Source organism: Nocardia sichangensis, assembly GCF_047200615.1.
In the GTDB taxonomy this organism is placed as follows: domain Bacteria; phylum Actinomycetota; class Actinomycetes; order Mycobacteriales; family Mycobacteriaceae; genus Nocardia; species Nocardia sichangensis.
Window position 1 is genome coordinate 22,521 of record NZ_JBJZOK010000044.1, and the last position, 25,931, is coordinate 48,451.

Here is a 25,931-nt window from a genome sequence, read left to right on the forward strand (position 1 = left end):
TGCCAGGTGGTCGCGGTGCAGGGCCGTCATCTCGCCGGGTAGTGCGCCGGTGAACAGGGAGACCGCCAGGGCTGCGGCGCGGACGGGGTTCGATAGGCCGGAGCGGATCCGGTCGGCCAGTTCGGCGGTGAACGCGACGGTGGTTAGCCCGGGCCGACCGCGAAGGGCAGGTGGGGTATCCAGGCGCCAGCCGTGCAGCCAGAACGCGGCTTGGGCGCCGCGCAGAAGAGTGATGGTGTAGTTCGGGGGCAGGGCTGTCGGCGACCGGGCCGCCCAGGGTCCGGCGTAGCCATGGCAGGTCGGTGATTCGGGGAAAGCCTTCCGGGGGGCGCCGGGTTCGGCGAGGAAGTCGTGGACCGGGCCGCGTGGGCGACGGCGCCGCAGGCCGAGGTGGTCACTGTCGTCGCCGAGCGCGGCGCGGCGGGTGGTCGAAGTCGCGGGGGTGACCAGATTTCCTTGGCGCGGGCGCTGGCTTCGGGGTTAGTGGTCGGGCATGCTGATCACCACGGCAGTTGCACTCGGGTGGGAGGCATTTATGGCTATGTCGGCATCGCACGATCACGGCAACCGTAAGACGTTCGAAGTGGGACCGGATGTCTTTCGCATGGTGTACGATTCCCCCGCGTCGCTACCCGGCCGGGACAAGTGGGTAACTCCGGAGGGGGACGTCCGCCGTCTCGAGGAACTTCTAGGCATGGACGCGGACACGATCGGTGCGCCGCTGTGGGTGAGTGCCGACTCCCGACACTGCGGAAACTGTGGCCGCACGGTCAGTTGGCTCGACATCGTCTCCTCGGCACTCACGGATGTGCATTCTCGCGCACAGGTCGCTTCGGTGATCCTCGGCGACCGCAAATGGGTCAACATCGAGACACCCGAGGCCATCGAAGGTGTCCGCTGTATCGACTGCGGCACAACGAAACTCGATATCCGAGCATTCAAGTGCCACAACTGGGCCTATGCCATCGGAGACCTCGAAGAGGTCGTTCGCCGAGTGGAGCAGCGATGAGTCGGCCTCCGGAAGTCGATGTCACGATCGCCTTGACCGAATTTGTCATCGGCCGCACCCGCGATAGCGATGGAGATGAACCGTATCTGTGGGTGATGCGGTTCAAAGTCGATGCCGACACCATCGATACCGGTGTCTTGCCGCCTCATCTCGGGGTGCGGACCTTTCCGGGTACTTTGCTGACTTTGGTGGCACCCGCCGAACAGGAGATTGGCCCGGGAGATACCCCACTGGCGATCCGTCCACAGTTGGGAGCTTTTCAGACCCGGGTGCGACCGTGCCGGACGGTGGGCGGCTGGTTCGAGGGCTTGGTCGGGATCGTCTGCCTCACATGGGAAGTCGACAATTTCGATTACTCGACTCAGGAGGCGGGGTACCACGCATTCCAGAAGTCGTTCGGTCCTTTGCTCGAGGTAGAACTGAACACGCTGTTGGCCGGGGATCCTGAATACGATGATGCTCTGTCGCGCAACGTGCACGGTGATGTCGTCTCCGCTCCGCCGGATGATCTAAAGATCCTGTGGCGGGTGGACAGACTCGGCGACCGTGATGCACGATCCAACGTCGTCGAACTGGTGATCAAACGGGTGAAATCGCAACTTCGCGCGAGAATCGAGTCTGCTGTTCTGGCCGAGGCCGATATTTTCGAACTCGCCGACCCGGACAACCTGACCGGTACCGGCGCGGCCGTGTTCACCTCCCGCGAGCTCCTCGGCGGTTTTTCTCCGATTCGATTGCGCTACACCGAGGAGGGCGCCGACTACATGATCAACGGCTACACGTTGGCGCGGCGGTCCCACCACTACAGCATCGCAGGCACAATCCTGTCGGCATTCCCGTGCCCCGCCGTCTGGACGCAGATCGAGGCAGAGGTCTGCGACTACGGGAAGAAGACGTACACGGTGACGGCCAACGAAGTCATCGTCACCACCAGGTTCGCGCTGACGACCCTGGCCGGTGAACAGCCCACGCGAGTGGTGTGGTTTCTCGACAGCGTGCCGTTGACCGGTGCATCCGGGTCCGTGGCTGTACCTTTTGCCGGTGTCGCCGATATTGCGCTGGGTCCCGCCTCGCCACTCGCCACGCGCTGGCCCGGCGGCGAAGGCCACATTGCCTATACGATCATCGACAAATTCACCATCGACCTGACGAATCAGGATTGCCACGGCACCTACTCCGGCCGACTCCACGCCTTTCTCACCTACGACGGCGATCCCCCGATTGACCCTGACCAACCCGGAACGCTGCAGCAGCTCGATGATCGCAGCTACCACACCTACGACGACTTCAGCATCCTCTCGGTGGAATTCGACTACGACGAAGCCTATGTCAGAGACCTTGAGAACTGCCTGCATCAACAGATCACGAACCAGACCGGTCAAACCTTCATAGGCATCAGCGGCCCGAAACCACGCCCCGGCCAGCCGCGACCGAACGAGCTGACCATCGCACAATCCCTCATCCAGGCCCACCGCCTACTCGACGACATCGTGGTCGTACACACCGCGCACCCGGACATCACCGTCTTACCCCGGCTCCGTCCCCGATGAGCGGGCTCTCTACTCACGAGTTCACAATCACTGATCGACACCAGCGACCACCTCCGGACCTCTGCTCGGCGCTGCCTACGACAACTCTGCGACGGCCATGTCCGAATCCACTACCTAAATCGCGTCAACCTGGGGATCTCAGTGAACGCCGACGTCGCCGAAGATTACCCGCGTCGAGCCTGCCGGGCTTGGTGCCGTCGGCCGCAGTCGCGCGGGAAGAGGCCGGATGCTGGCTGTGACGCCTCGAGTAATCAAGTTGCCGGGCGACGCCGCCGTCGTCTGCCGCATGGGTGTCGAGAGTCGTTCGGACTGCGGACAGCACACGTCGACCTGTAGGTCGGCGTGCTGTGGCCGCAGCATAGGATGCTACGCGAAACGATTCGAACGGGCGACATCCGACTGTCCAACCGTTGTTGCGGGAGAATGCACTACCCAACAGTGGGGGCTGAACACGCTTGGCGGACGAGACCCGCACACCAGCCCAGGCCAAACCCTGGGGTCCACGCCACTTGATGCCGCATCCGATCAGTGGCTGCTGGGCAGGGTCGACCGGCCGTCTGGCGAGCACGGTTGTCGATCGCCGCGCCGAGGTCATCCGCCGTCACAGGTAGGCGTTTCGGAAACGCAGGGGTCTAGCTGGCCCCGGGATACGAGCGACGCTCGCAGTCAGAACTCGCCCTTGACGCCTACATTCACGTCGTTCTCACGCAGCCAGCGGCTGACTTCATCGACCGCATCGAGGGAGAATACCGACGTGCCGCCCATGATCAAAAGGTTCTGTGCTACCGGGTTGAACACGAGCACTTCCAGGACCGGGAAGCCGCTGGTTCCGCCGTACGTGTAGAAGTTGGACGCGAACGAGCGGACTGCTTGGGTTGCTCCGGTGGCCAGCTCAGCACCACCGAGGCTGCCTGCTTTGCCAGCTGCGGCCAGGCCCTTGGCGGCCCCTTCGGAGAGGGCGCGTTGCCCGGCCTTTTCGATCGGCTCCTTCGCGCCGTGGACGGCGAGCCTGCCGGTGCCGAGGGCCCCCTGCTGGAACAAGTAGCCGGCGATCCCCGTTCCGACGCCGATCGCCATGCCGATCAGAGCCGACTGCCAGGTCTTTTTCCAGATGTCGCCGGCCGAGCCCATGCCGCCGGCGAAGCCCGCCGCGAAACCGGTCGCCGCGCCGAGCAGCAGGCCCGTCGCCGCCCCAGAAAGCAGGTGGGCGAGGAACGACACTTTGACGCCCGTTCCAAGGCCAAGGCCAAACCCGATCATCGCTCCGCCGAGCGCTGCCGCGCCTGCCAGGGCAGCCCCCACGAAGATGCCGAGCAGAATCTCCTCAACGCCGCCACCGGCCTGGGCGGCAGCAATCCCGCCGACCGCGCCGCCCGCAGCCATCGCCGCGAACACACCGATCATCCCCCCGAGGCCGATGAGGCCCGCGCCGAACGTCACGATGGTCAGGGCAACAACAGCGACCACCGCCACGATCGCCACCACGACATGCCACCAGGCTCGCCCGCTGGGATCGCTGTGAGTGACCGGATTGTTCGCGACGTAGACGTAGCGGTTGAGCGCGATCGGGTGCCACAGATCCGACACCGTCGGGTCGACGGTCGTGAATCTGCCGAGCCCGGGTTGATAGAGGCGCCCGTCGACGAACTGCAGCCCGAACCCGTCGAGGGTGCGGTACCCATCCGCGCGGCGACCTGAATCGACGTGATCGACGGCCGCCTGCTCGGCGAGGACGGCGCCGAACGGGTCGTAGGCGAGACGCTGACGTATCTTGCCGTCCTTGCCGGTGATGAGCGTGGTCGAGTTGCGGTGGTCGCTGTGGAGGTGCTCGACCGGCTGGCCGGCGGTGAACTGGGCAATCCTGTGCTCGCCGTCAGACACCGAGCAGATCATCCTGCCGCCGCGGATCTCGACGAGATCGTCGAGGCAGATCGTCGTGAGCGTGCCCACTGCGTTGGTTTCCGTGCGGATCGTGGGCCGCCCGAATGCGCCGAACCGCTGTTCGACGGTCTTGGATCCCGAGGTGATCGAGGTCATCCGGTTCATCGGGTCGTAGGCGATGGTCCCCTCTGGCCCACCGGTCTGCCGCCCTATCGCGTCGTAGTCGAGCGTGTCGGCGCCGACCGTGGTAGCGCACCCGGCCGGGTGGCCGTTTTCCCCGTAGAGCACTGCACCGACGTCGGATCCGAATACGATGTTGCCAGCGACATCGTATTGGTAGGTGCGCGCCGTGCCATCCGCTCGGTTGGCAGCGGTGAGCTGATACAAGTGATCGAACTCGTAGGTCCAGGTTCGGGTGGCGTCGAAATGGTCAGTGACGCTGCGAACGTTGCCCGTGCCGTCGAGGTCGAGTGTCCAACTCTCGAGCAGGGTGCCGCTGCCATCGGTCACCGTCGATGCGACCGTCCGGCCCCGCGTGTCGTGGTCGACCCGGGTGACGACGCCGTTGGCATGGGTGATCTCGGTTGCGTCGCCGCGTGCGTCGTAGACAACGGCGTCGACGACGCCGCTGATTGAAGCGATCCGACCGAACTCGTCGTAGGTGTAGTCGACATCCTTCGCCGCGACCGCCCCGAACCTGGGATAGGTGACGCGTGCGAGCCTCCCGAGCCGGTCGATCACTCGCACGATGTCGAATGCCTCGCCGCTGGGCAGTGCGACATGCTTGCTGGTGAGTTCACCGCGTGCGTCGTAGCCGAGCGTCGTCACACCGAGCGTGTCGCGCAACTCGACCAGGCGACCCGCCCGTCTGGACACGTCGACTCCTCCCATCGCATCGGCCTGGTCGACATACACGTATTGCACCTCCGGCTCCCCCGTGTCGGGTGAGCTGACGAGGCGCAGGCGGTTGAGTTCGTCGTAGGTGCTGATGACACGTTGCGCGAGTCCGTTGCGGCGCTCGGTCAGATTGCCGCTGGCGTCGTACACGAATGTCGTCATCCCCGCGTCCGGGTCGTCCACCGAGATCTGGCGGCCCTCGAGGTCGTAGGCGATCGCGGTGGTCCGTCCGGCAGGGTCCACGATCGTCACCGGCTTGTTGCGGATGCTGTACCGGTACTCGGTAGTGACCGTGCCGTCGGCCTCGGCGATCGACTGAACGCGTCGCACCCGTCCCGCGCAGTCGAGGTCGAACACTGTGGGCGTGCCCTCGTGCGCGCCGCCGACGACGAGATCCTCCTCGTCGTGCATCACCGATCGCCCTGGCTCGTGGGCTGCGGTGCGGGCGGTGCCGTCGGGATGCTCCTGGCGCATCAGCCGCCCGAGTGCGTCGTACCGGTACGACTCCCCGCCGTGGTCGGCGGCAACAGGGCCGAGGTCGGCTCCCGGTGTGCGATGCGGCGTGAACTGGATAGCGGCCAGGCCGCGCCAGTTGTATTGAGCGGCCTCGTTGACGATCCACGTCCCGTCGCCGCCACGCGTGCCGCGCACCAGAAGGTGGCCGTCGGCGTCGAACAGTTCGCGTTGCACGACGTCACTCGTGCCACCGCTGATGTGGGAGGCGGTGCGCTCGCTGAACGGCACCGCCGCGTCGGCGTTGGGGACCAGCCGCACGGACGGATCGTCGGCGGGATCACCGGGGCGGAACTCGGTGACGAGCCGGCCAAGCGTGTCGTACTCGTTGCGCCAGGTGCTGCCGTTCGCGTCGGTGACCGAGCCGACCTTGCAGGCGCGCGCGTCGCGCACGCCGGCTGTGACGTTGCCGCGCGCGTCGATGACACGGGTAGGTCCCAGCCGGTCGGCGTCGAACTCGACGACTTGAGCCGCGCCGCGCGGATCGCGCGTCGTCATCGTCGGGGTGGGTCCGGCCATGTCGGCGCGCTCATAGCGGGCCGACCAGATGAACCAACCAGCGGCGTCAGGCCGACGGTGGTAGCCGAGCGCCGCAAAATCGGGCGGTGCCGACCCGTAAACGTCGGTCACCATCTGGTCGGTTAGCGCCAGCCGTTCCTCCGAGGTGAGGTGGCCGTCACCCACCTCGCCTTCAGGCAGCCCCTCGCCTGTGCCGTCGTAGCGCAGGATCCGCAGGTTGTACAACGAGCCGTCCGGCGCCGTCTGCACGACGCGAGCGGGCCGGTCGCGGACCCCCGTGCCGTTCGGCACCGCGAACACCGACGTCGACCGGACCTCTTGTACGTCCGCGGGATCGGCGCTGCGCTCGTCGCGCTGCACCGACTCGGTGACGTTCTCCCAGTCGTCCCACGCCACATTGGTGCTCGTCGTGGTGCGCCACGGCTCAGGCGCGCCGTCGAAATGCAGCTCGCGGCGCTCGCGTTGGCGGGGACGTGCGCTGCGACACCCGTCGACGTCGAATAGGTGCGCCGCCCAGTCCTGCTCGACCACGAGCAGCGGGCCGCCGACGACGGGTGCGGCGTCACCGTCGAGGTCGGCCGAAACACCATCCCACGCCCTGACCGACGACCGGATCAAGCGGCCGCGCAGGACCTGGGCACCCAAGCGCTCGTCCTCCGACGGCGCATGCCCGACTCGGTCTGGCGGCCGCCCTACGTGAAACTCGCTCTGCGTCAGGATGCCTGCCGCGCTGTCATCGCCAACCTCGAACGACTCCACGCGGCCGAAGCCGAGGAACCGTTGCAACGCCGCATCCCACGCCCCGTCGTGGTAGCGCATCAGGGTCTCGTGGGGGTTGTCACCGTCGAAGCGCCACCGCACGACCCGCGCGACCACTGGGATCGCAATCGGCAGGAACATCGACCAGCGCGCTCCGCTGCGTCGGTCACGGGCGGCATGGTCGACCGACGACTCGTAGGTGATCTCGAGGCGATCGCCGATACCCCCGTCGACCGACGCGAGCAGCGGCCCGCCGCCACGCTGGAACGACAGGAACCACGCCGCTGGGCGACCGCGCCGCTCGCCGAGGAGGACAAGCCCGGCAACGCCACGCCCGTCGAGATCGGCGAACTCCACTCGGGTGGCCGTAAGCCCGGGCACGTTCGCGATCACGCGCTCCGGACCGAAGCTGTTGCCGTTGCGGTTGTACCAGACCCGCACAACGTCGCGGTCGACGTACACCAGGTCATCGCATCCATCGCCGTCGACGTCCACCAGGAACAGCCGATCGGTCCGGTAGCCGGTCGGCAGCACGGGACTGGCGTCCATGTCGCGCGGGGCGGCCCACCGGCCACCACCGAGAGCCGGCCACCAGCGCACCCGGCCCGACCGCACCGACACGAGGTCGGTACGCCCGTCACCGCTCATAGAGGCGAACGACAGGTGCTCGTCGAGCGTGTCCACACCCGCGAGTGGGTCATCGCCACCAAGGGCGCGTCGCGTCGTCTCCCAGCCGTCGTCGGCTTGACGGTCGACGGTGAGCACCCGGCTACGCACCGACACGAGGTCGACCGCACGGTCACCGTCGACGTCTGCGACACGCACGTCCGGCGTCCCGGGCACGAGTGCAGGCCGGTCACGGGTGACGATCGGGCGCCCGACCTGTCCATCTCCCTCGATCGGATAGCGGTACGCGAGGCCGTCGCCGCTCGACAAGAGGTCGACGCGTCCACGGCCGGTGGTGTCGGCGGCGAACATGTCGCCGACACCGAAGTTCGGTACGCCTCGGCCGTCGAGCGCGACCATCCGGTCGAACTCGAGGCCGCCGCGGTTGCGGCAGACCGCGATCCGGCCGCCGCCCAGTTGAACGACGTCCGGCAGCCCGTCACCGGACAGATCGGTGAACACAGCGCCGGAGGCCAGCGCGGTTGCCACGTGCCCGGGCAGGGCGTGCAGGTCGGCATCGTATCCGCTTGTGTACTCGAACCTTGCTGTGGGCAGTGCGAGGTCGGCTCCGGCTGCGTCGACACCGTGCGTGGTGACCGACGCCAGCAACGACTGTCCCGATGTCGGGCTCGCGTCGTAGGTGAACGACCAGCGACGCACGACCGGTTGCGCCTCGGTCGTCACCTCAAGGTCGACGTGCGAACACCGCTTCGAGGTGGTGACCAGGAATCCGAACCGCCCGTCGTGCGACTGGTCGCCGCGGTTCTCGTAATGGAAGACGAGCCGGTAGACAGCCCACCGGATTTCGGCGAGCAAACGTCCCGCGCCGTCGGCGATGTATCGGTACTCAATCGCCTCGCCGTCGGCGGTCACCGACCGGTGGACGAGCCAACTCGCGACTCGTGCGGCATCGGCCGGGTCGCTCACGCGGGATTCCGCCGTCGACCCGAGGGTGTGGCGGATTCCGTCGCGCTGCAGGATTTCGAAGCCGTCATCGACCCGCCGCACGTCCCACACCAGCCCGTCGGTCTCGGGAAGGAAGCGATTCGGGTCGGTGGCGCCGGGCCGCAGGGGACCAACTCCCGGCGCTACCAGCGGGTCACCGGCGGCGTACTCGGGTGCGCCGCCGCTGGTGTCACGGTCGAGACGGATCAGCCCGATGCCCCATCCGAGCCCGAACGGCCCGTTCGGCATACCCGTGCCGTACCGTAGCGCTACGGCTGGAGTGTGCCCGTTGCGCCCCTCGGGCAGGTCGAACGGGATCTCATAGCCCCCGCCGCCGGTATTGAGGTCGGGGCTGAAGCTGCCCCCCAGTCCACCGACCGCACCTCCTCCCTTGGGCAGCGATACCTGCTGGTCGCCGTTCATCCCGCACCCCTGGGCGTGTAGTCGTATTCCACGAAGAGCACGACGTCGTACACGTCCGCCCGCACATTCGGGTCGTCGGACAACGAAATCGGCCAGACCCCGTCGGTCACCGACCGCCCAGTGAGCGGCGCCAATGTCGGATTGGACGACTCGACGCGGCCCTTGGCGTTGGTCGTTACCGCAACCGCGGCCACACCGGGCGCACCGATACCGACGTCGAGCCCCGCTCCGAGGGGGCCGTCCGCGCCGAGCAACTGGACGCTCACCGAACGGACCATCGGATCAAGGTGATGGCGCGGGAAGTACTCCGGCCCGAGTTCTAGGTCGGCGGCTCCTGTGCTCTGCAGCACGAAGAAGCGGTCGGGCAGATCCCATCGCAGCGAGAAGGCGGTGTTGGCTCGCTTCGCCTCCGGCGGCAGCGGTGTATTACGCAAATTGATCTCGAGCTGGCGATCGAACCCGGCCTCGTAGTGGAACGTCAATTCCACATCGACGACGAATTCATAATTGATGTCGTTTGCGCTTGGTGGGAACTCGATCGTCCATGTCGAGGCGAGCCCGGCTCCCTCGAACACACCGAGCATCTCGGTCCGAGGCCGGAACATCGCCATATCGCCGCGGTCGTGCGCGGACAGCACGAGCGTCTCGACATCCTGGACACGGAACTTCCTCTGGCCGTCGCGCCGCCGGTACTGGGAGAACCCGCTGTTGCGTAGCGTGCCGTGCAGCCCCTCGATCGGCACCGGTCCAATGACCCTGGCCTCGACCGCTTGGATGCGCTGGTTGAATGCGCCCGGGTGCGTCCGCTCGACGTCATCGAGGCTGATGTCGAACGTCATCCCGCCGCCGGTGCGGAACTGGGTTTGAAATGCGAACGGGAACCGCTGGGCGAGTGAAAGTTGGGTCGTGACCCGTTGTGGACGGTAGTCGGTTTGTGTCAGGTGGTGGTAGGTGAAGTAGTCGATGTCCCCGAGTAGCTGATCGGCGCCGAGCAAGCCCGCCACCGCCCCGGTGATGTAGTCGGTGCGGATCCGGTCGACCACGGTGTCCTGCTCGAACTCGTAGACTCGCTCCATCAGCCGCGCGACCTTCGTGGCCCAGCCGAGGTAGCGGCGCGCGTGGTGCCGCATGAATTGGGCAAGCTGCCACCACACTTCTGGTGTGAATGTCTGCGAGTTGAACTGGGCAGCGAGCTGGGACGCCTGGTCGGCACGCAGTACGGACGCCCGCACGGCCCAGTTGGCCGCCTCCAGCCGCGCTTTCGCGGCCTCTACCTGGTTAGCGGCCTGTTCGGCGCCGATCCCGAGCTGGGCAATGTTCTGGTCCATCCGCAGCAGTTCGTAGGTTTGGCTGGTTTCCCCCAAGCGGTGCCGCATGTCGCTGACCACCTCGTGGACGTGGCGGCCAGCGTCGGGACCCCCTTTGATTTGCGCCTCTTGTTCCCACGAGTTCTGCAACGAGTAAAAGGCGATCATGTACTCGAGCGTGTTCTGCTCGGTCGACATCGTGGCGTACTCGTCGCGAGCGATTTCGGCATCGGATTTGCGCTGATTGGCGAGCCGTAGGGCACTACGGGCAACCGTCGCCTCCAATGCGGCGGCGTCGCGCTGTTTCATCACGACGTCCAGCTCCGCCTTGGCTGATGCCGCGGCGTGCTCGAGCTGCATCTTTGTGAGCGTTGACGACTCGTGTTGCTCGGTGAACTGGATGTAGTCGCGCTCGGCGAATTTCGCCTGCTGAGCGAGGTAGCGCGCCGAGTTCTGGAGGTGATCGAACGTGAACGGCGGCACGAAATTCGCGGGAACGCCGAACCAGTCGAGCCCCGCCGCGATCTGACTCAGTCGCTGTGCGATGTCGAGGACGAGGGCCGCGGTGCCGGCACCGAGCTTGTCGGGTGGCGACTCCGGGTCGGTCATCAGTGCCGGGATGAGCGCGCCCGTAGCAGACAGCCGGGTGTGTTCGTAGAGCGGCGAGGCGATGGGTGCCGTCAGATCGACCGGCTTCAGGACGTTGGCGTAGGCGTGGGCTGCCTTCTGCAACTCGTCGCGGCGATACCATCCGTCACCCTCGCCGAGGTAGGTCGCCGCAATCCGGTGCCACAGCAGCGGCGCCTCGATCGCCATGTTCACAAACTTGTAGTCGGCCGCTGCGAGGTACCACGAGCGGGCGAGATCCCATTCCTCAAGGCCAGCGTAGGCATCGCCGAGCCCGAGCGCGGTCTCGAAGTAGTAGATGTGCGCCAAGCGGGCCGCTGTGTCGGCGGTGGTGGCAGGGGCCCACACCAAACCAAGCAGTGACGTAGCGTCCCGACGTGGTTCGTAGAGTTTGGCGATCAGGTCGGCGACGGCCGGACCGTCGCTGCCGGTCCAGGACAGCGTGCGCACCTTGTCCGCGGTGAGGAAGCCGGCGGTCATCGCGGTCGCCTGAGGTTTGGCGAAGTCTGCGACCAAGGCAGTCGAGTGGAAGGTCGCGGTGTCGGCCGGGTCGCGCAGCACGAGCATCAGACCGGCGCCGAGGTCGTCGAGCCCTCCCTCGGAGATCGACACCGCTTCGGCACTGCGCAGGGCTGTCGCCGCTAGTGCCGGGCCAGCCGTGATGGTGGGGTTGGGGACACGGGTGGCGAGGCGGCCGCGGATCATCGGTGCGGCGCCGAGGCGCACGTTCGTGTCGATGCGCCGCCCATCTGTTCGGCGCACCAAGTCGGCCAGAACGGGCTTTTTGCGACCGATGTCTGCGACGACCTTGGCTGCGCTGTTCAGGTCGCCGGCCGCCTTGCGGGCAGCGCCCTCCGCCGCGACGAAGAGCTCACGGGCCTCGCTCGCCTGGCCCTTCGACGCGAGCAGCACCGCTAGGTTCTGCTTCACCTGCGCGCCGCCCAGCGAGTCGCCCGCCTGGGAGAAGCCCTGTTCCGCCCGCTTGAGTGTCGCCTCGGCGGCGTCGAGCGCGCCGGTCTGTATCAGGGCAGCGCCCAAGTTGAGCTGCAGCGCAGGTCGTTCCGCGTCCGTCGCCGACTCGATCGCGGCGCGGAAGTCGTCCACTGCGGCGTCGAACCGGCCCTGGACGGCGGCGGCGAGGCCGGACTCGGCGCGGCCCGCCGCAGGCGCGAGGCTGCGCTTCCGGTGCAGGCCGAGCGAGTCGACCTTGGCGGCCGTGCCGTCGTCGATGCCGACGTCGATCGAGGACCCGACTCGCGAGGCGGGTGTGAGCCGCCCCAGCACATTCGACGACCCTTGGAGGAAGGCGACAATCTGGCGGGCCACGTGAGGTGTGCGAAGAGCCGGCGAAACGACCCCGCCGCGGCGGCCGTTGATGAACGAGTACGTCTTGGAACGTACGGCGTCATAGGCTGTGACCGCCGATTGGTTCTGCCCCGATGCCAGGAGATCGTCGGCGCCGTCAAGTGCCGACTCGATCGAGGCAAGCTCTGCTGCATCGGAGTTGGGTCGGTGATCCTCCAGCACTCGGGTCGGACGGATCCGCTTGGTGTAGAGAAGCTCCCGGACGTCGGCGAACGACATAGTTCCTACCTCCTCGACGTGGGCCACCCATACCGAGGTGTGTGCGACGGAAATGTTCGCTTGGACCGCGGACATCAAGCCCGCCCCGACCTCTCGAGAAGGAAGGCGGCCGAGACCGATGAACATCGACAGTTTCGGTATCCACGGGAAACAGTGGCCTCGGGATTTTCTGCCGCGCGCTTAGTCGATTCCGAACGCAGCACATTGTCAATAATTTACGCTGCTGACCCCGGTGCGGGTCTCATACCCATACCAGCGTAGGAGCACCCAGCCGGGGCGTGCTTCATCCTTTGCGGGTGAAATGCTCGACCCGGGCCCATGGCGGGTTCGGGTGACAGCATTCATGCCTGTAGATGCGCTTGAGTGTCAATTGCGCGGGGTTAATTCCGCCACCATAAACTCGGCCCAGTCGTCGTGAACCAGCAACATGGGTGATCGGCGGACCGGCGGCTCGCGCCCATCAGAGTCTGTCACGCATGGTCCCCAGCATGCTCTGCTAGCTACCTTCAGTTCTCCTAGAGCTGCCGAAGCTCACCCTCGACGCCGCGCAAGCCGCACCGGTGCGCCGTGATCCGAGACGGCGGTGCTGCATGGTGGAGGACATCGGGCAGTAATCTGCGCGGAAACGGTGACGCCGCATCAGACGCCGAAGACAGCTGATGTGACAGCTGTCACATGTCTCATGAGACATGCGGATTCTGGAGAAATGAGGTTGTGGCACAGCAGTACATCGAAACAGTCGCGACCGAACTCGTCACCGAGGGCGTCGAGGCTGGCGTGCCGAGTGGTGACGCGGTTCGTCCAGGCCGCGGTGCGCGGCCGCGGCACGCGCCTCGGCGAGGGACTGCTCGGAGATGTCGGCGATCGTGACGTGATGGCCGCGTGCGGCGAGTTCGAGCGCGTCGAGGCCGTTGCCCCCGCCGACATCCAAAATGTCCAGCGGGCCCGCCGGTAGGTGGGCGGTGAGGTTCGCCGCGGCGGTGGTGTAGCGCAGCCGACCCCACGGGCTGGCTTGCCACCGCGCGAACTCATCGAACTTGTCGTCGAACACATCGGCTCGTGACTCATTCACCGCGCACCACCCGGCCTTTCGGAAAGGGTTCGATTCGCGGTTCGATGACCGCTGCCTCGGTGAGGCAGCGCACGATCCTCTCGGCGAGTAGATGATCGCCGAGATCGGATAGGTGCACTCCGTCCGCACGCCACAGGACCGTCGACGCCTCAGCAGCCGCGTAAACGCCGGGAACCCACCCCAACGCCGTTGCTGTCGCCAGGAACCGATCCCGCACGTCGATGAAGCACGCACCGGCGCCGAGGGCGGCGCGGCGGGCGCGTTCGTTGTATCGGGCGAGCTCAGCGTTGACCGCGGCGGTGTCGATGCCGGGCAGCCACCCGATCGGCGGCGCCGCGATGACCGCCAGCCTCCGCGCGCGGGGTTCGAGGGCGCGCAGAGCGGCGCGCATGTTGGCCTCGTACGCGTCGATCGGCACGCCTTCGGGCCGCTGCTGGAAACGTCTCCAGACGTCGTTGGTGCCGCAGCCGACCACCGCTACGTGCCATGCCTGGCCGGTGTCGCCGGCACGGACTTCGGCGAGTACGTCAGCTGAGGTCGCCCCGCCGATAGCGAAGTTGACCGACTCGACCTCGACCGATGGGTATCGAGCTTGCAGGGCGATGGTGGTGGCATAGGCGAAACCGCGGTGGCGCCATTGGGTGATCTCGACCGTGCTTCCGACCGGCGGGAGGTCTGCTGGGTCGACGAGGCGCGGACTGTGCGCTTCGTAGGCTTCGATCAGGCTATCGCCCCACCACGCGATCCGTACCGACCTGCGCGGGCTGTCGGCGCGCCGGGATGACCGTGAACTCCGATGTCCTGCTTTCACAGCGCGGGCCCACGGTAGTCGACTACCAGTGATTTCTTCGACATCGTTTCCTCGCGAGTGTGGTGGCGGACCGAGGGTCCATGTTAGGTCGGGCGCGATGCCCCGACACCCAACTGCGCTGCGACGGCGTCCGATTGCGGGGATTCTGCCGGACTCGCCTCGCCTAGCGCTGCGCAGCGGCATGAATGTCTTTCGATCGGAAACCGAGGTAGGGGCAATGAGTGAGCGAGTATTCCGATGACGACCCGCGGCCGGGTGTGACACCGCTGCAGGTGCAGGCGGCTCGTGCTCTGGATGAGCTGTCGGTCGAGGAGGTACACGAACTGCTGCGCCGAGTTGCCGGCGGTAGCGCCACCCCCGCGGAGCGTGCTCGAGTGGCCTGGTGGGGGGGACGCTGCGGTCAGTATCGTGCACTCGGTCCGCAACATTATTCGCAACAATGTCGGCGGCCGCGACGAAGACACCTTGCGCCAGATCTGCTGGTTCCTGGGCCTCGCTGAGCTTCCGCCCCGGCCCCTCGATGCTCGCACCCAATTCCGACGAGGACATTGCGATGCTGCGCGAGCATGTCGGCCGCGATGCTGGGCTCCACGGTGCCGCTGGATCGCCCGAGCCCGGCACCTGGTGAATTTCGCAGTTCAACGGTCACGCCCTCTGCGCAGCTGAGAGCGCACTGACACCGAGCCCGCGGACAGTGCCGCGGGGCCTGCACGACCGCTTGAGGTTGCCAGGGCCTGACCATGCATCGCGGCCGGGCCGGTACATTGTTGTCAGCGCCGACCCCCGACCGCGACCCCTGAGGCAGCAGCGAGCTCGAACCGATTGAATCGGAACGATTGCATGCAACACCATTGGGCCTCCTTTCACGGTACGGACCAGCCCGCCATCGTGGCCGGTCTCGTCGTGGCTGCGGGCCGGTCGCGCGGGGGCAACCACAGCCGGAAGCTGCCGGAAGAGCTGTGAGACAGCACAATCCAGATCAATCCGGTGTCACGCTCCACTGACACCAAAGTGAGAAAACCCCCATGAGAAAACCCCCATGAGAAAACCCCACTGACACTTCGGTGGGAAATCGCACCGACAGTCACGAACCCCCGCTACCTCTGGATGGACGCGAACTCCTCAACGATGCACTGGATGCGCTGGGTGAGCGTCTTTTCGAGGTTCCAGGCGTACAACATTTCACGAATGCTCGACAGCCCAGTTGACTGCGCCTTGTTGTAGTGCACGAGCACCGGCATGCCGTCGTCGAAGACACCGAAGCTGGGCCCGCCGCGCTGCGGCACTTGCGATCGCAGCTTCGGGGAATCCGAGACGAAAATGTAGCCCGCAGGATCCTTCTTGTTCCGCTGGTACTGTTTGGTGCGCACGCCGTCTGAGAAGCGGATTCGAAAAACCCCTTCTCGCTGTCCAACGCGTGGGCGTGTTCGTCGTGACGCTCCCCCCTCGTAGGTGAACACAAGAAGCTGGTCAGGATTCGGGCGCAGCATCGGTGCAGAACCCGGACGTACCTCGAAGTACAGGTCACCCGGCTGAAGGCCGAGACTCAAGAGCTGCTGCCATTCGGCGTCCTGAGCGGCCGCGCGCTCGGCAACCTTCCTGCGATGATCGGCCCCCTTCTTCCAGTCTTTGTACTCTCGGGTGATCGACAGGTCCCATCCGTACTTTCTCGGTTTGCTCGAAGGTGTGGCCGGTTCGGGTGCGGCGAGCCGCTTCACCGATGGGTAGGTGATGCTTCCGTCTTCACCAAGGATCGTCGTGACGTTGGAACTCCAGGTTCCGGTGCACCACCCCCGTCCTCGTCGTTCTAGCCGCAACGTGTCGGCACGATCTGCCACGACTATCGGCAACCCCCATAAGCGGACGCCGCAGCCGTATTGGATTTCACCGAAGTATTGCGCCTGTCCAGGCGGGCCGTATGTGTATGGATTCAGGATGTCGATCGCTTCGCCGAGCAGCTCGGCGATCGCCGTCGCTGCGGCAGGCATTGCCCGCCTGGCAGCGTCGAGCCGAGTGTCGATCGAGTCGGAATGGCTTCTGATCTCGCCCTCGAAATCGCCAAGATTATCCAGGATTCCCACCACATGATGGTCTCACTGTGTGTATTTCTCTTCTTGTAGTTTCGCCTGTCCTCTTCCAGTTCGGTCGTCCTGATGGTCGTGTCATCGTCAGGCGGCACGGGGAACGACCTTTCGCCGACAATCCAGCGTCGTGTGGAAGGCCAGCACCGGAGTGCTGGGATCCCTGTGCCGGAAGTCGGAGGTGAACAACCTATCGGCGTGTTGGTTCGATCGTGCTCGCGCAGCATGCGCAGGACGGTGGCCGGTGAGGGGTGCAGGCCTTTCTTCTTACCTTTGCCGCGCGCGTGCGAGGTCAGACGCTTGCGAGTTCGGGTAGCAGGTGGGCGATGTCGGCGCGCAGTTGTCCGGGTTCGGTGAAGTGGTAGGCCGATCCTCCCCATTCGCGGAAGATCTGGCAGGTGTCGGCGCAGTCGTCGATGAGTACCGCGTCGGCTGGGGTGAGGCCGTAGCGGTCCAGGGTCGGGCCGAAGAACCGGTCCGGGGACTCCTTCTTCGACGATCCGACCGAGGAAGACACGATCAGTTCGTCGATGCGCAGCTCGCCGGTGAGCACGCGGGGTGCGGCGTGGACGAAGCATTCCATGTTGTCGGAGGCGACTGCGAGGAACGCCCGGTCGCGCAGGGCTCGGACGATGTCGGCCATGTCAGGGTTGATCTTGGCGTTGCGGCAGTCGCGCAACAGCTCTCGCAGCAGGTAGTCGTTGCTGTAGCCGCGGGGCAGGGTCAGGTTCAAGGTGTCGATGACTTGTTCGTCGGTGACCAGCCCGCGCATCCAGGCGCCGACGAATTCCTTGCGGCCCCGGAACAGGTCTTCCAGCGCGGCGTTGAGCGGTCCGGCGAGGGGGTGGCGTTGGTTGCCGAGGATCGAGTCCCAGAACTGGGCTGTGGACAGGGTGTTGTACCAGTCGAAGAAGATGAAGGTGCCGAAGATCGGCAGCACGCACTGCGTGGGGGCATCGACACGGTTGGCCATTTACCTCTCCCGGGTCCGAGGCTGTATCGGTGCGCGGCCGCGAGCGACGTCGCGGGTGAGTAGCCCTGCTCCGCGCAGTCCACCGGCCCAGCAGCTCACCGCGGCGACTGGGTAGTAGAGGATCGCGTGGGTGATGTGTCGGTGTCGGGGCCGTGAGTCGCTGGGGAAGTCGAGGCGGCGCAGGCCGGTGAGCATCGCGATCAGCGGCCCGTACAGCGCGAGGAGCCATCCGACGGTGGCCATGACCCGCTGGCGGGGAGATGCCACGATCAGGGCGATCATCTGGGCGGGCACGGCCAGCGCCCATTTGACGCCGCCGTAGGTGGCTTGGGCGGCGATGAGTTGGCCGCGGCGAGTGCGCGGGTATTCGATGCTGCACAGCGGTCCGCGGATCCAGGTCGAGCGCTGTCGTTGCAGTTCGCGGGCCGAGCGGGGCGCGTCGCCGCATTCGAGAGTGGAGAACGGGTGGATGTGCAGGTCTGCTTCGCGGATCGCGACGCCGAGGGCGGCGTCCTCGAGACCGTAGCGGGGGCGCGGTAGCCCGCCGAGTCGATAGGTGCTGGTCGCGATGCCCGGCGCTGGAGCGCGCTGACCCGCCGATGAGGAGGCCGTGTCCGACGGTGTGCTGGTACCAGATCGACCGCACCTGTCAACAACTCGTGAAGGCTGGTTCTGGCCCATATTTCGTGATCGGGAGGTCGCGTGATGCTCAGTGGATGAGCAGGATTCGCTTACGGAGTAGATCTGGGTTCGCGCGGCCGAACATCTGCCGTTTGAGCATCTTGATCCGGTTGACATGGCCTTCGACGGCGCCACTGTTCCAGGGCAGGCTCAGACCGGCGGTGACCGCGTCCTGGTCGCGGCGCAAGCCGCGGACGAAGGAGTGCAGGGCGGGCTGGTCGTCGGCGGTGACGGCGGCCATCCAGCCTTCGAGGTCTGGGCCGCGTAGCTCGCGCATGATGGTGGCTGAACGCGCGGACGTGTCCGGCGAGGGCATCGAGTTCGGGGCTGGCGGCGAAGATCGCGTCGAGTCGGTGTCGGTCGGCGGGGTCGATTCGAGAGGGGTCGGTCATGATCCGAGCGGTGACTCGACGAACCGAGGGTGGTGGGGGTGGTGGTGCCGGGATGTGGGCGGTGGTGCGGAACGGCTGCAGGGAGGCGCGTACGAGGTTGGCTTGTCCGCGGTAGCCGCGGATTTTGATCTCGGTGAACAATCGGGCGGCGTTGGTGGTGCCTTGGTTCCATCGCTGGTGAAGGTAGGGCTTGAACTCGTCGAGGAGGCTCTGGTCGCGGTAGCCGGTGCGATTGTTGACCAGCAATTCATCCGGTGAGGCGGCGCGAGCGAAGCGGCGGATCGTGCCGCGGGCCAAGTCCAACTCGCGACCGATGCTGCGCAGGCTGTGGCCCTGCGCGAGCAGGGTGTGGACCTGGGCATGACGCTCGCGGGTTCGGACCGCGGTTCGGTCGGCACGCAGATGCGGTTCGACCGGGCCGTGTGGCAGGGCCGCCGCGATTTCGTTGATGTCGGGCCGTGCTGGTGTGTCGTCGAGGTCGGGGACTGCGGTCAGGTGGCGGCGGTGGCGGGCGACGGTGCGTTCGACGGCGTCGCCGAGGTTTTTCCATATGTGCCAGCGATCAGCGACTTGGATCGCTTGCGGTGCTGCTGTGGTCGCTGCTTCGGCGTAAGCGCCGGCCCGGTCGCGGCAGATGATTTCGATGCCGGGACGGTCTCGAAGCCAGGCGGTCAGGCTTTCGGTGCTGCGGTCGGTGAGCATGTCGATCGGTCGGCGGGTCGTCATGTCGATCAGGATCGTGCCGTAGCGGTGTCTGCGGCGCAGGGCGAAGTCGTCCACACCCAAGACCCGCGGGATCGAGGGCTGGGGATCGGGCAGCGCGCGGATCTGGCGCAGTAGGGTCATGCGGCTGACCTGCGCGGCCAAATGCCCGGTCAACCGGGCCCCGGCGCGGCCACCCAAGGCGAGTGCGACCGCGGACAACACCCGCTGCAGCAGCAATGTCCGCCGCCCGTAGCGGGCGGCGAGTCCGGGTACCTGTTCGGCGAAAGTCTTTCTCCCGCAGCTGGTGTTGTCGCAGAACAGGCGCCGGACCCGTAGCACGATGACGACCTCGCGGCCGGTGATCGCGGTGTCGGCCAAACGGCGCCGGTAGCGGCTGTGCACCCGCCGCGACGGTGTCGAGCAGCTCGGACACGCCACCGCCTCCTCCCGGGTGGCTGCATCGATACGAACCGTGGAACCCGCAACACCAACCGCACTGATGACCATCTGGTCCAGATGCGGGAACAGAACCCTTAACACCCGAGGATCACAGCACCAGCAAACCAGCCAACCCCACTGCGCTCCAACGCATCCCGACCTGGGTCAATCACCAAGTGTGTGCCAGAGCCCGAATTCCTTGCCGATCATGCTCGCGGCAACCTTTAGCAGCAGCAGGACGATCCCACCGACAATGAGCCAGAGCATGTTGGGCTCTGGCTCACTTCCGGTGGTGACCCAGCTATGCCAGCAAGATCCGGTGTCGGAGTAGCTCGAAGCTGGCCCGGCCATACATTTGTCGCTTGATCAGCTTCGTCTTCGTGTTCACGCCCTCGATCGGGCCGTTGCTGTAGGCCACGGTCAGGCCGGCGACCGCCGCGTCGTGGTCCTGGGCGAGACCGCGCAGGAACGGGTCTAGTTCGGTCAGCCCGGCCTCGCGGACCTGTTTCATCCAGCCATCCAGGTCGCTGCCGCGGCGTTGGGCCAGGATCGAGGCGAACTCACCGACGAGCCGGACGAGGTCCGTCATCTCGGGGCAGGCGGAGACAAGTTCGTCCAGGTGAGCCCGGCGCCCGGCGGGTAGATCGGTGGGCCGACTCATGATCCAGGAGGTGAGCCGCCTCGGCGAGGGGCTGATCCGGTCGTTTTCGGCGCGGCCTTGGTTGAGATACTTGTGCAGCAGGTTCAGGTCGCCGGTATAGCCAAGGGCTTTGATCTCGTGGAACAGATGCAGCACCGCGACGCCGGGCTCCTCGGTGCGGCGGTGGCGCAGATGGTCGCGGTAGGGGTCGACCAGGCAGGCGCGGTATTGCGGTGGGCGGCGCAGCTGGTCCGGCTCACGAACGCGGGAATAACGCTTTACCGTGTTCAGCGACAATCCCAGACGTCGGGCGCAGTCCAACAGTCCGACACCCTGATCGAGCAGCTCATGCACCGCATGCCAGCGTTGCAATGTCGTCGTCTCACGGGTGAGCGTTTGCCGTTCAGGGCCGGACGCAGCCCAGCACCGGCCGTGCGCGGCGACGACCTCTCTCACCGATCGGGCCAAGCCGTGCCACAGGTGCCAGCGGTCGCTGACCTGCAACGCGCCGGGCAGTGCCCGGCGGATGGCTTCGGCGTAGGTCGCCGATCCGTCACGAACGACGATGTCCACGCCGGGATGCTCGCGCAACCACGCTTCGAGGGTTTCGGACTTACGATCGCCCAGAACATCGACCCGTTCGTGGGTGACCGCATCGATCACCGCTGTGCCGTCGCGATTTCGACGCCGCAGCGCGAAGTCGTCCACGCTGACTACCCGAGGAGTCGGCCGGTGTGGGAGCCGGATCCGCAGCAGTACCCGAACTGCGGTGTGGCGGGACAACCGAACCTGCAAGGCAGCCAGGAGCCGGACCGCGGCTCGTCCGGCCAGTTCCCTCACGACTGCCCGCACCTGACCGGTCAGCCGGGTGGTGCGCCGCTGGTACCGTTCGAGCAGGCCGCGAACCTGCTCACGAAAGGTCCCCCAGCAGTGCGGCGTCGGACATACCAGCCGCCGAACCCGCACCCGCAGCACCACCAGGCGGCCATCGACCGGCAGATCGGCGACGGTCCGACGATGATAGCTGTGGAGCTTCGCCGACGCCGCGCCGCAGCGCAAGCACACCGCAGGGCCCGGCGCCGTCCTGGCCCGAACAACGACCCTCGAACCCTCATCGACAACGTCGTCGATCACCAGCGCCGACAAACCCGACAACGCAAGTCCGACAGCAATATTCACCACACCCACCAAGGCATCGTGCCGTCAGACCATCATCTTGAGCCACCGGAAGTGAGCCAGAGCCGTTGTTCCGACAGTCCCCCAGCACCCCGGGCGCGAGGCTCAGTTGGGCATGCTGGCCCGCTCTGGTGAGGCTGTGATTGCGAGCTTGGGCGGGCCTGGCCATGACTGAATGAAATGTGTGGATCACGGAGTTTCGCATCGGCTGGCTACATCGGGAGGCCCGCCGGTCGAGTGAGGGTTCCGAGCGGGCCTCCGGATGCAGAGCTGTCCTCAACGCTGTCACGAAATTCGGAGCCGAATCCGTGACGGCGCGATAGTAGGACCCCTATCCGTTCGGGTTCCTGCTACCGCGCCTCATGCGTGTCGCGCGGGCGGCGGCGTACCGCTTCACCCCGGCATCGTCGAGTGGTCGTGGGGGACTAGCGTCCGCAAGTATCGCTTGCCGTGGGGAGCATGTCGGGCGCTGTGCGCGCTGGGAAGGACTTCGACCGCCGATTCGCCCCGGAGGGGAATCGTGTGCTGGACTGAGTGCGGACCTCGGCGGGTCGCAAAAACATGCCGAAAGTGTGCAAGGCTGAGTAAACCAACCGACGACCCGTTCTGCTCGGACGGTCCCGTAGGTGCAGGTTGGGCTGATTCCCGACTGACGCGAGAAGGACCACGCATGAACCATGGCCACCGGCCGCTCCGGGTCGACCTCGCCGAAGGGCAGCTGCGGATGCCGCCTGCGAGCTCACGAACCCCAGCGCCCGCATGACCTCGACAAGTGCGCGAAGACACCGACCGTCATCGACGCCGACGACGGCGAGGACGTCGTGCTGGTCGTCAACCTGATCTGCGATCACACTCTGGCCTGAAGGATGCCGTCTTGACCGGGCGCACAGAGTCGCCCGGTCGAGGGCGGGCGTTACCAGAGCCAGTCGATGAGGTGGGCGCCGAGTTGCTGGAGTGCGCCGTTGGCGAGCCAGATGGTGGCGGTGGCCGCGGCGGTCAGCGCGGGGGTGCGGGCTCGGCGCCACCACCGGCTCGCCCGTCCGGGCTGGGGTTCGGGCTGGTGGTTGGTGGTGTCGGTCATCGGTGCGGGCTCGCTTTCCGGTCGAGACGGGAGTTGTGTCCTGACAGGAAGCGCCGCGAGTTCGGCACATACAACGCGGCGGGTCCGCTACGGTGAGCGAAAACGCATGTCGTAGACGGTTTCTCACTCATCCGAGTCGGGTCGAGTCGGCGACGAGTCGGGGAGGGAGACACCGCCGGTGACCGAGGGCGTAACCGGGCCCCCGAGGGCTTCAGCGCGAGCACGCTTCGTTGCCGAACTTGGCGAGCTGCGGGGACGGTCAGGGTTGACCGCGCAGGATATCTCCGACTGGATCGACCACCGGAGGAAAAGGGCGGTAGCACCGTCGACGATCGGCGACTGGCTCAAGCCCCAGCCGGTGATCCCCCGCACGGACGAGAAGTTCCTGCTGGTCGTGGAGTGCCTCCACGCCGCGGTATCGGAGCAGTGGACCACCGCGGCCCGCGAGCGCTGGAAGAAGTTGCGGGCGGCCGCATACGCCGAAGTACGGCCGGTCCCGCAGCGAACCCGGGGAGCCGACATCGACGCCGGGGACGCCGAGCCCGTCGGCGCTGATGAGAACCGCGGCGGTCCGGCCTCGGTAGTCGTGGGCCTGGTGCCGCAGGAGCCTGTCCATTTCGTGGACCGCGAGCAGTTCCGCGACTTGGACCAGGGCTTGGCCCACGGTCGGGTCGCGGTAGTAGTCACCGGGATGCGCGGGGCGGGTAAGACACAGCTGGCAGCCGCCTACGCCCGCCAGGTCCTCGACCATGAGCGCGGTCTGGTCGGGTGGGTGAACGCTGAAACCGTCGACACCCTGTTCACCGGGCTGGCCGAGATCGCCGACCATCTCGGTGTCGCCGCTCCCGACGGGGACCCGGCGAAGTCCGCGTATCGGCTGCGCGACCACCTCAACAACCATCTCGACCGGCACCTGCTCGTGTTCGACAACGCCATCGACCCCGACAAACTGCGCGCCGTGTTGCCCACCCGAGGCGGCACCCGGGTCGTAATCACCACAACCAACCAGGCCATGACCCGCCTAGCCGACGTCACCGTCGACGCCGGCACCGGCTACACCCCCAAGCAGGCCCACACCTACCTGCGTAAGGCCACCGGCATCCGCGACGACCCCGACGGCGAGCAGCAACTGGCCGAAGAGCTGGGGAGTCTGCCGTTGGCAGTGGCCGCCGCCGCGGCCGCGATCAACCCGCCCTATGGGCCCGCTCTGACCTACGACGTCTACCTGACCAGATTGCGTGCACAGCCGCTGCCACGAGCATTACGCCGCCGCGAAGGAGCCGACCATCCGCAGTCGGTGGATCAGGCGATCACGCTGTCGATCCGGGCCGCCGAAACCAGTACCGGCGATCCTGAACTCGACACCGTTGTGACATGGCTGCTTGGGCTTTTTGCCGTGCTCTCCACCGCAGGTGTGAAGCGGGCTCTGCTCATCCACCCCGACCCGTCCCTGGACGAGCTGGTCGATGAGGCGATCGACCGTTGTGTCCAGTACTCGCTGCTGAGCTGGTCCACCGACAACACCGCCCTGTCCACCCACAGGCTCACCGCTCGTGTCCTGCGCGAACGAGCCCGCGACGCCGACACCGAGGAGACCCTGCTCAGTCACGCGTTGGAAGTGATCGAGCCGCGACTGTTCGCCAGCAGTGAGGCCTGGTCACGGCGGGTAGAGGGTGCTCATCTGGTCGATCAAATCCAATCTCTCCACGCCGCAGACCTGCCCACCGGCACCGACACATCTACCCGGCTTCTGGCCGCCTTCCGCTGGGCCACCGCCCAGCTCACTGCAGCCGCCGACCTTGGCCGGGCCATCACTCAGGCCCGCCACACCCACACCCGCCACCAACAGATCCTCGGCCCTGACCACCCCGAAACTCTGACCTCTCGTAACAACCTCGCCCACGTCTGCCGATTGGCAGGCAAGGTTGCCGAAGCGATCACATTGTTCGAACAGAACCTCGACGACCGTATACGGGTCCTGGGTGCCAGCCACCCCCACACTCTGATGTCTCGCGGCAACCTCGCCACCGCCTACCAGGTAGCGGGACGGGTGGCCGAGGCGATCTCGCTGTACGAGCAGATCCTCCCCGACTTCGAGCGGGTCTTCGGCCCCTATCATCTCCACACCCTGACCACCCGTAATAACCTCGCCGATGCCTACAAGTCGGCGGGGCAGTTATCCGCAGCGGTCTCGCTGTTCGAGCGCAACCTCGCCGAGTCCGAGCGTGTCCGCGGGGCAGACCACCCCGACACCTTGAGCTCCCGCAACAACCTTGCCCACGCCTACCAGTTGGCGGGCCGGGGCGCCGAGGCGATCCCGCTGCACGAACGGAACCTGGTCGAGCGCATACGGATCTTGGGCGCGGATCACCCCGACACTCTGGGCACCCGCAACAACCTCGCCCAGGCATACGAGTCGGTGCGCCGGATCACCGAGGCGATCTTGCTGTACGAGCGCAACCTCGCCGACTACGAGCGTGTCCTCGGAGCAGACCACCCTGCCACCTTGATCTCGCGCAACAACCTCGCTGCCGCTTACCGCTCGGTGGGTCGATTAGACGAAGCGATCTCTCTGTACGAGCAGGCCCTTATCGAGTTCGAGCGTGTCCTCGGAGCAGGCCATCCCAACACGCTGCAATCCCGCAACAATCTCGCCTACGCCTACCAAGTAGCGGAACGGATGACCGAGGCTATCCCATTGTTCGAGCGGAACCTCACCGACCACGAGCGGCTTCTCGGTCTTAACCACCCTGCCACCCTGGCCTCGCGTAACAACCTCGCCGCCGCCTACCAGACTGCGGACCGGGTGGATGAGGCGATCTCACTCTTCGAGCGGAACCTCACCGAGTCCCAGCGAGTACTCGAGGCAGACCACCCCGAAATCTTCCATGCCCGCGGCAATCTCGCCCTTGCTTACCAGTCGGCAGGACGGATCGCCGCCGCGATCCCGCTCTATGAGCAGATTCTCACCGAGCGCAAGCGCAAGCTCGGGGCAGACCACCCCGGCACCATGGCACTGCGTGATTTTCTTGTCGTGATGCGCATTTGGGCCGGGAGAAGTGAAGACTGACTACCTCCGAACCCTTTTGGCAGATTGTGAGTCGTCGAACCCGTACCCGGACGATCACCAGGCGACCGTCGGCCGGCAGGTCGGCGACGGTCCGGTGGTGGTAGCTGTGGACTTTCTCCGACTTCTTGTGG

Annotated in this window: 13 protein-coding genes and 2 pseudogenes; 4 read left to right on the forward strand and 11 right to left on the reverse strand. The window is 66.2% G+C overall.

The features are described from left to right. The first annotated feature begins 493 nt into the window (after nt 1-493). Together ACL03I_RS36075 and ACL03I_RS36080 are read left to right on the forward strand one after the other, a co-directional pair. Nucleotides 494-1,009, forward strand: coding sequence for a hypothetical protein (locus tag ACL03I_RS36075; protein WP_412808229.1), 516 nt, complete (start codon nt 494-496; stop codon nt 1,007-1,009). Next, nucleotides 1,006-2,559, forward strand: coding sequence for a hypothetical protein (locus ACL03I_RS36080; RefSeq protein WP_412808230.1), 1,554 nt, complete (start codon nt 1,006-1,008; stop codon nt 2,557-2,559). Before ACL03I_RS36075 ends, ACL03I_RS36080 begins: the two co-directional genes overlap by 4 nt. A 666-nt stretch (nt 2,560-3,225) precedes the next feature. Here ACL03I_RS36080 and ACL03I_RS36085 read toward each other — a convergent pair. The 9 genes and pseudogenes from ACL03I_RS36085 to ACL03I_RS36130 all read right to left on the reverse strand — a co-directional run bounded on the left by ACL03I_RS36085 (nt 3,226) and on the right by ACL03I_RS36130 (nt 21,652). Then, entirely contained in the window at nt 3,226-9,162 is a 5,937-nt protein-coding gene (locus tag ACL03I_RS36085) for a SpvB/TcaC N-terminal domain-containing protein (protein WP_412808231.1), read from the reverse strand. Then, on the reverse strand, nt 9,159-12,422 hold the full coding sequence (locus ACL03I_RS36090) for a Tc toxin subunit A-related protein (RefSeq protein ID WP_412808232.1): 3,264 nt from the start codon (nt 12,420-12,422) through the stop codon (nt 9,159-9,161). The genes ACL03I_RS36085 and ACL03I_RS36090 overlap by 4 nt, the downstream gene beginning before the upstream one ends. Before the next feature lie 1,012 nt (nt 12,423-13,434). Further along, nucleotides 13,435-13,752: a methyltransferase domain-containing protein gene (locus ACL03I_RS36095; protein WP_412808233.1), complete on the reverse strand. Its 318-nt coding sequence runs from the start codon at nt 13,750-13,752 to the stop codon at nt 13,435-13,437. Beyond that, nucleotides 13,745-14,563, reverse strand: coding sequence for an SGNH/GDSL hydrolase family protein (locus ACL03I_RS36100; RefSeq protein WP_412808234.1), 819 nt, complete (start codon nt 14,561-14,563; stop codon nt 13,745-13,747). Before ACL03I_RS36100 ends, ACL03I_RS36095 begins: the two co-directional genes overlap by 8 nt. A gap of 1,097 nt (nt 14,564-15,660) precedes the next feature. Beyond that, a complete protein-coding gene (locus tag ACL03I_RS36105) occupies nt 15,661-16,644 on the reverse strand; it encodes a hypothetical protein (RefSeq protein ID WP_412808235.1) in 984 nt (327 codons plus the stop codon). Between the two features lie 292 nt (nt 16,645-16,936). Next, the gene (locus tag ACL03I_RS36110) at nt 16,937-17,617 is read right to left on the reverse strand and encodes an HAD family hydrolase (RefSeq protein WP_412808236.1); all 681 of its coding nucleotides are present in this window, start codon (nt 17,615-17,617) and stop codon (nt 16,937-16,939) included. After that, nucleotides 17,618-18,298 (reverse strand): hypothetical protein, encoded by a 681-nt coding sequence (locus ACL03I_RS36115; protein WP_412808237.1) that lies wholly within the window; start codon nt 18,296-18,298, stop codon nt 17,618-17,620. A gap of 28 nt (nt 18,299-18,326) precedes the next feature. Further along, a pseudogene (locus ACL03I_RS36125) lies at nt 18,327-19,902 on the reverse strand (ISL3 family transposase). A 232-nt stretch (nt 19,903-20,134) separates the two neighbouring features. Continuing rightward, nucleotides 20,135-21,652 (reverse strand): ISL3 family transposase, encoded by a 1,518-nt coding sequence (locus tag ACL03I_RS36130; protein WP_412808238.1) that lies wholly within the window; start codon nt 21,650-21,652, stop codon nt 20,135-20,137. A gap of 674 nt (nt 21,653-22,326) precedes the next feature. Here ACL03I_RS36130 and ACL03I_RS36135 point away from each other — a divergent pair. After that, entirely contained in the window at nt 22,327-22,512 is a 186-nt protein-coding gene (locus ACL03I_RS36135) for a hypothetical protein (protein WP_412808239.1), read from the forward strand. 50 nt (nt 22,513-22,562) lie between these two features. Here ACL03I_RS36135 and ACL03I_RS36140 read toward each other — a convergent pair whose 3' ends face one another. Continuing rightward, entirely contained in the window at nt 22,563-22,730 is a 168-nt protein-coding gene (locus tag ACL03I_RS36140) for a hypothetical protein (RefSeq protein ID WP_412808240.1), read from the reverse strand. A 265-nt stretch (nt 22,731-22,995) separates the two neighbouring features. Between ACL03I_RS36140 and ACL03I_RS36145 the strand changes: the two genes are divergently transcribed. Beyond that, nucleotides 22,996-25,800, forward strand: coding sequence for a tetratricopeptide repeat protein (locus tag ACL03I_RS36145; RefSeq protein WP_412808241.1), 2,805 nt, complete (start codon nt 22,996-22,998; stop codon nt 25,798-25,800). Between the two features lie 10 nt (nt 25,801-25,810). Here the strand turns inward: ACL03I_RS36145 and ACL03I_RS36150 are convergent. After that, a pseudogene (locus ACL03I_RS36150) lies at nt 25,811-25,931 on the reverse strand (transposase family protein); the annotation flags it as partial.

Bases quoted from the DNA above. Each gene is read 5' to 3' on its own strand.
- ACL03I_RS36140 (WP_412808240.1), bottom strand. From the start codon at position 22,730: ATGACCGACACCACCAACCACCAGCCCGAACCCCAGCCCGGACGGGCG.
- ACL03I_RS36085 (WP_412808231.1), bottom strand. From the start codon at position 9,162: ATGAACGGCGACCAGCAGGTATCGCTGCCCAAGGGAGGAGGTGCGGTC.
- ACL03I_RS36080 (WP_412808230.1), top strand. From the start codon at position 1,006: ATGAGTCGGCCTCCGGAAGTCGATGTCACGATCGCCTTGACCGAATTT.
- ACL03I_RS36075 (WP_412808229.1), top strand. From the start codon at position 494: ATGCTGATCACCACGGCAGTTGCACTCGGGTGGGAGGCATTTATGGCT.
- ACL03I_RS36110 (WP_412808236.1), bottom strand. From the start codon at position 17,617: ATGGCCAACCGTGTCGATGCCCCCACGCAGTGCGTGCTGCCGATCTTC.
- ACL03I_RS36115 (WP_412808237.1), bottom strand. From the start codon at position 18,298: ATGGGCCAGAACCAGCCTTCACGAGTTGTTGACAGGTGCGGTCGATCT.
- ACL03I_RS36135 (WP_412808239.1), top strand. From the start codon at position 22,327: ATGGCCACCGGCCGCTCCGGGTCGACCTCGCCGAAGGGCAGCTGCGGA.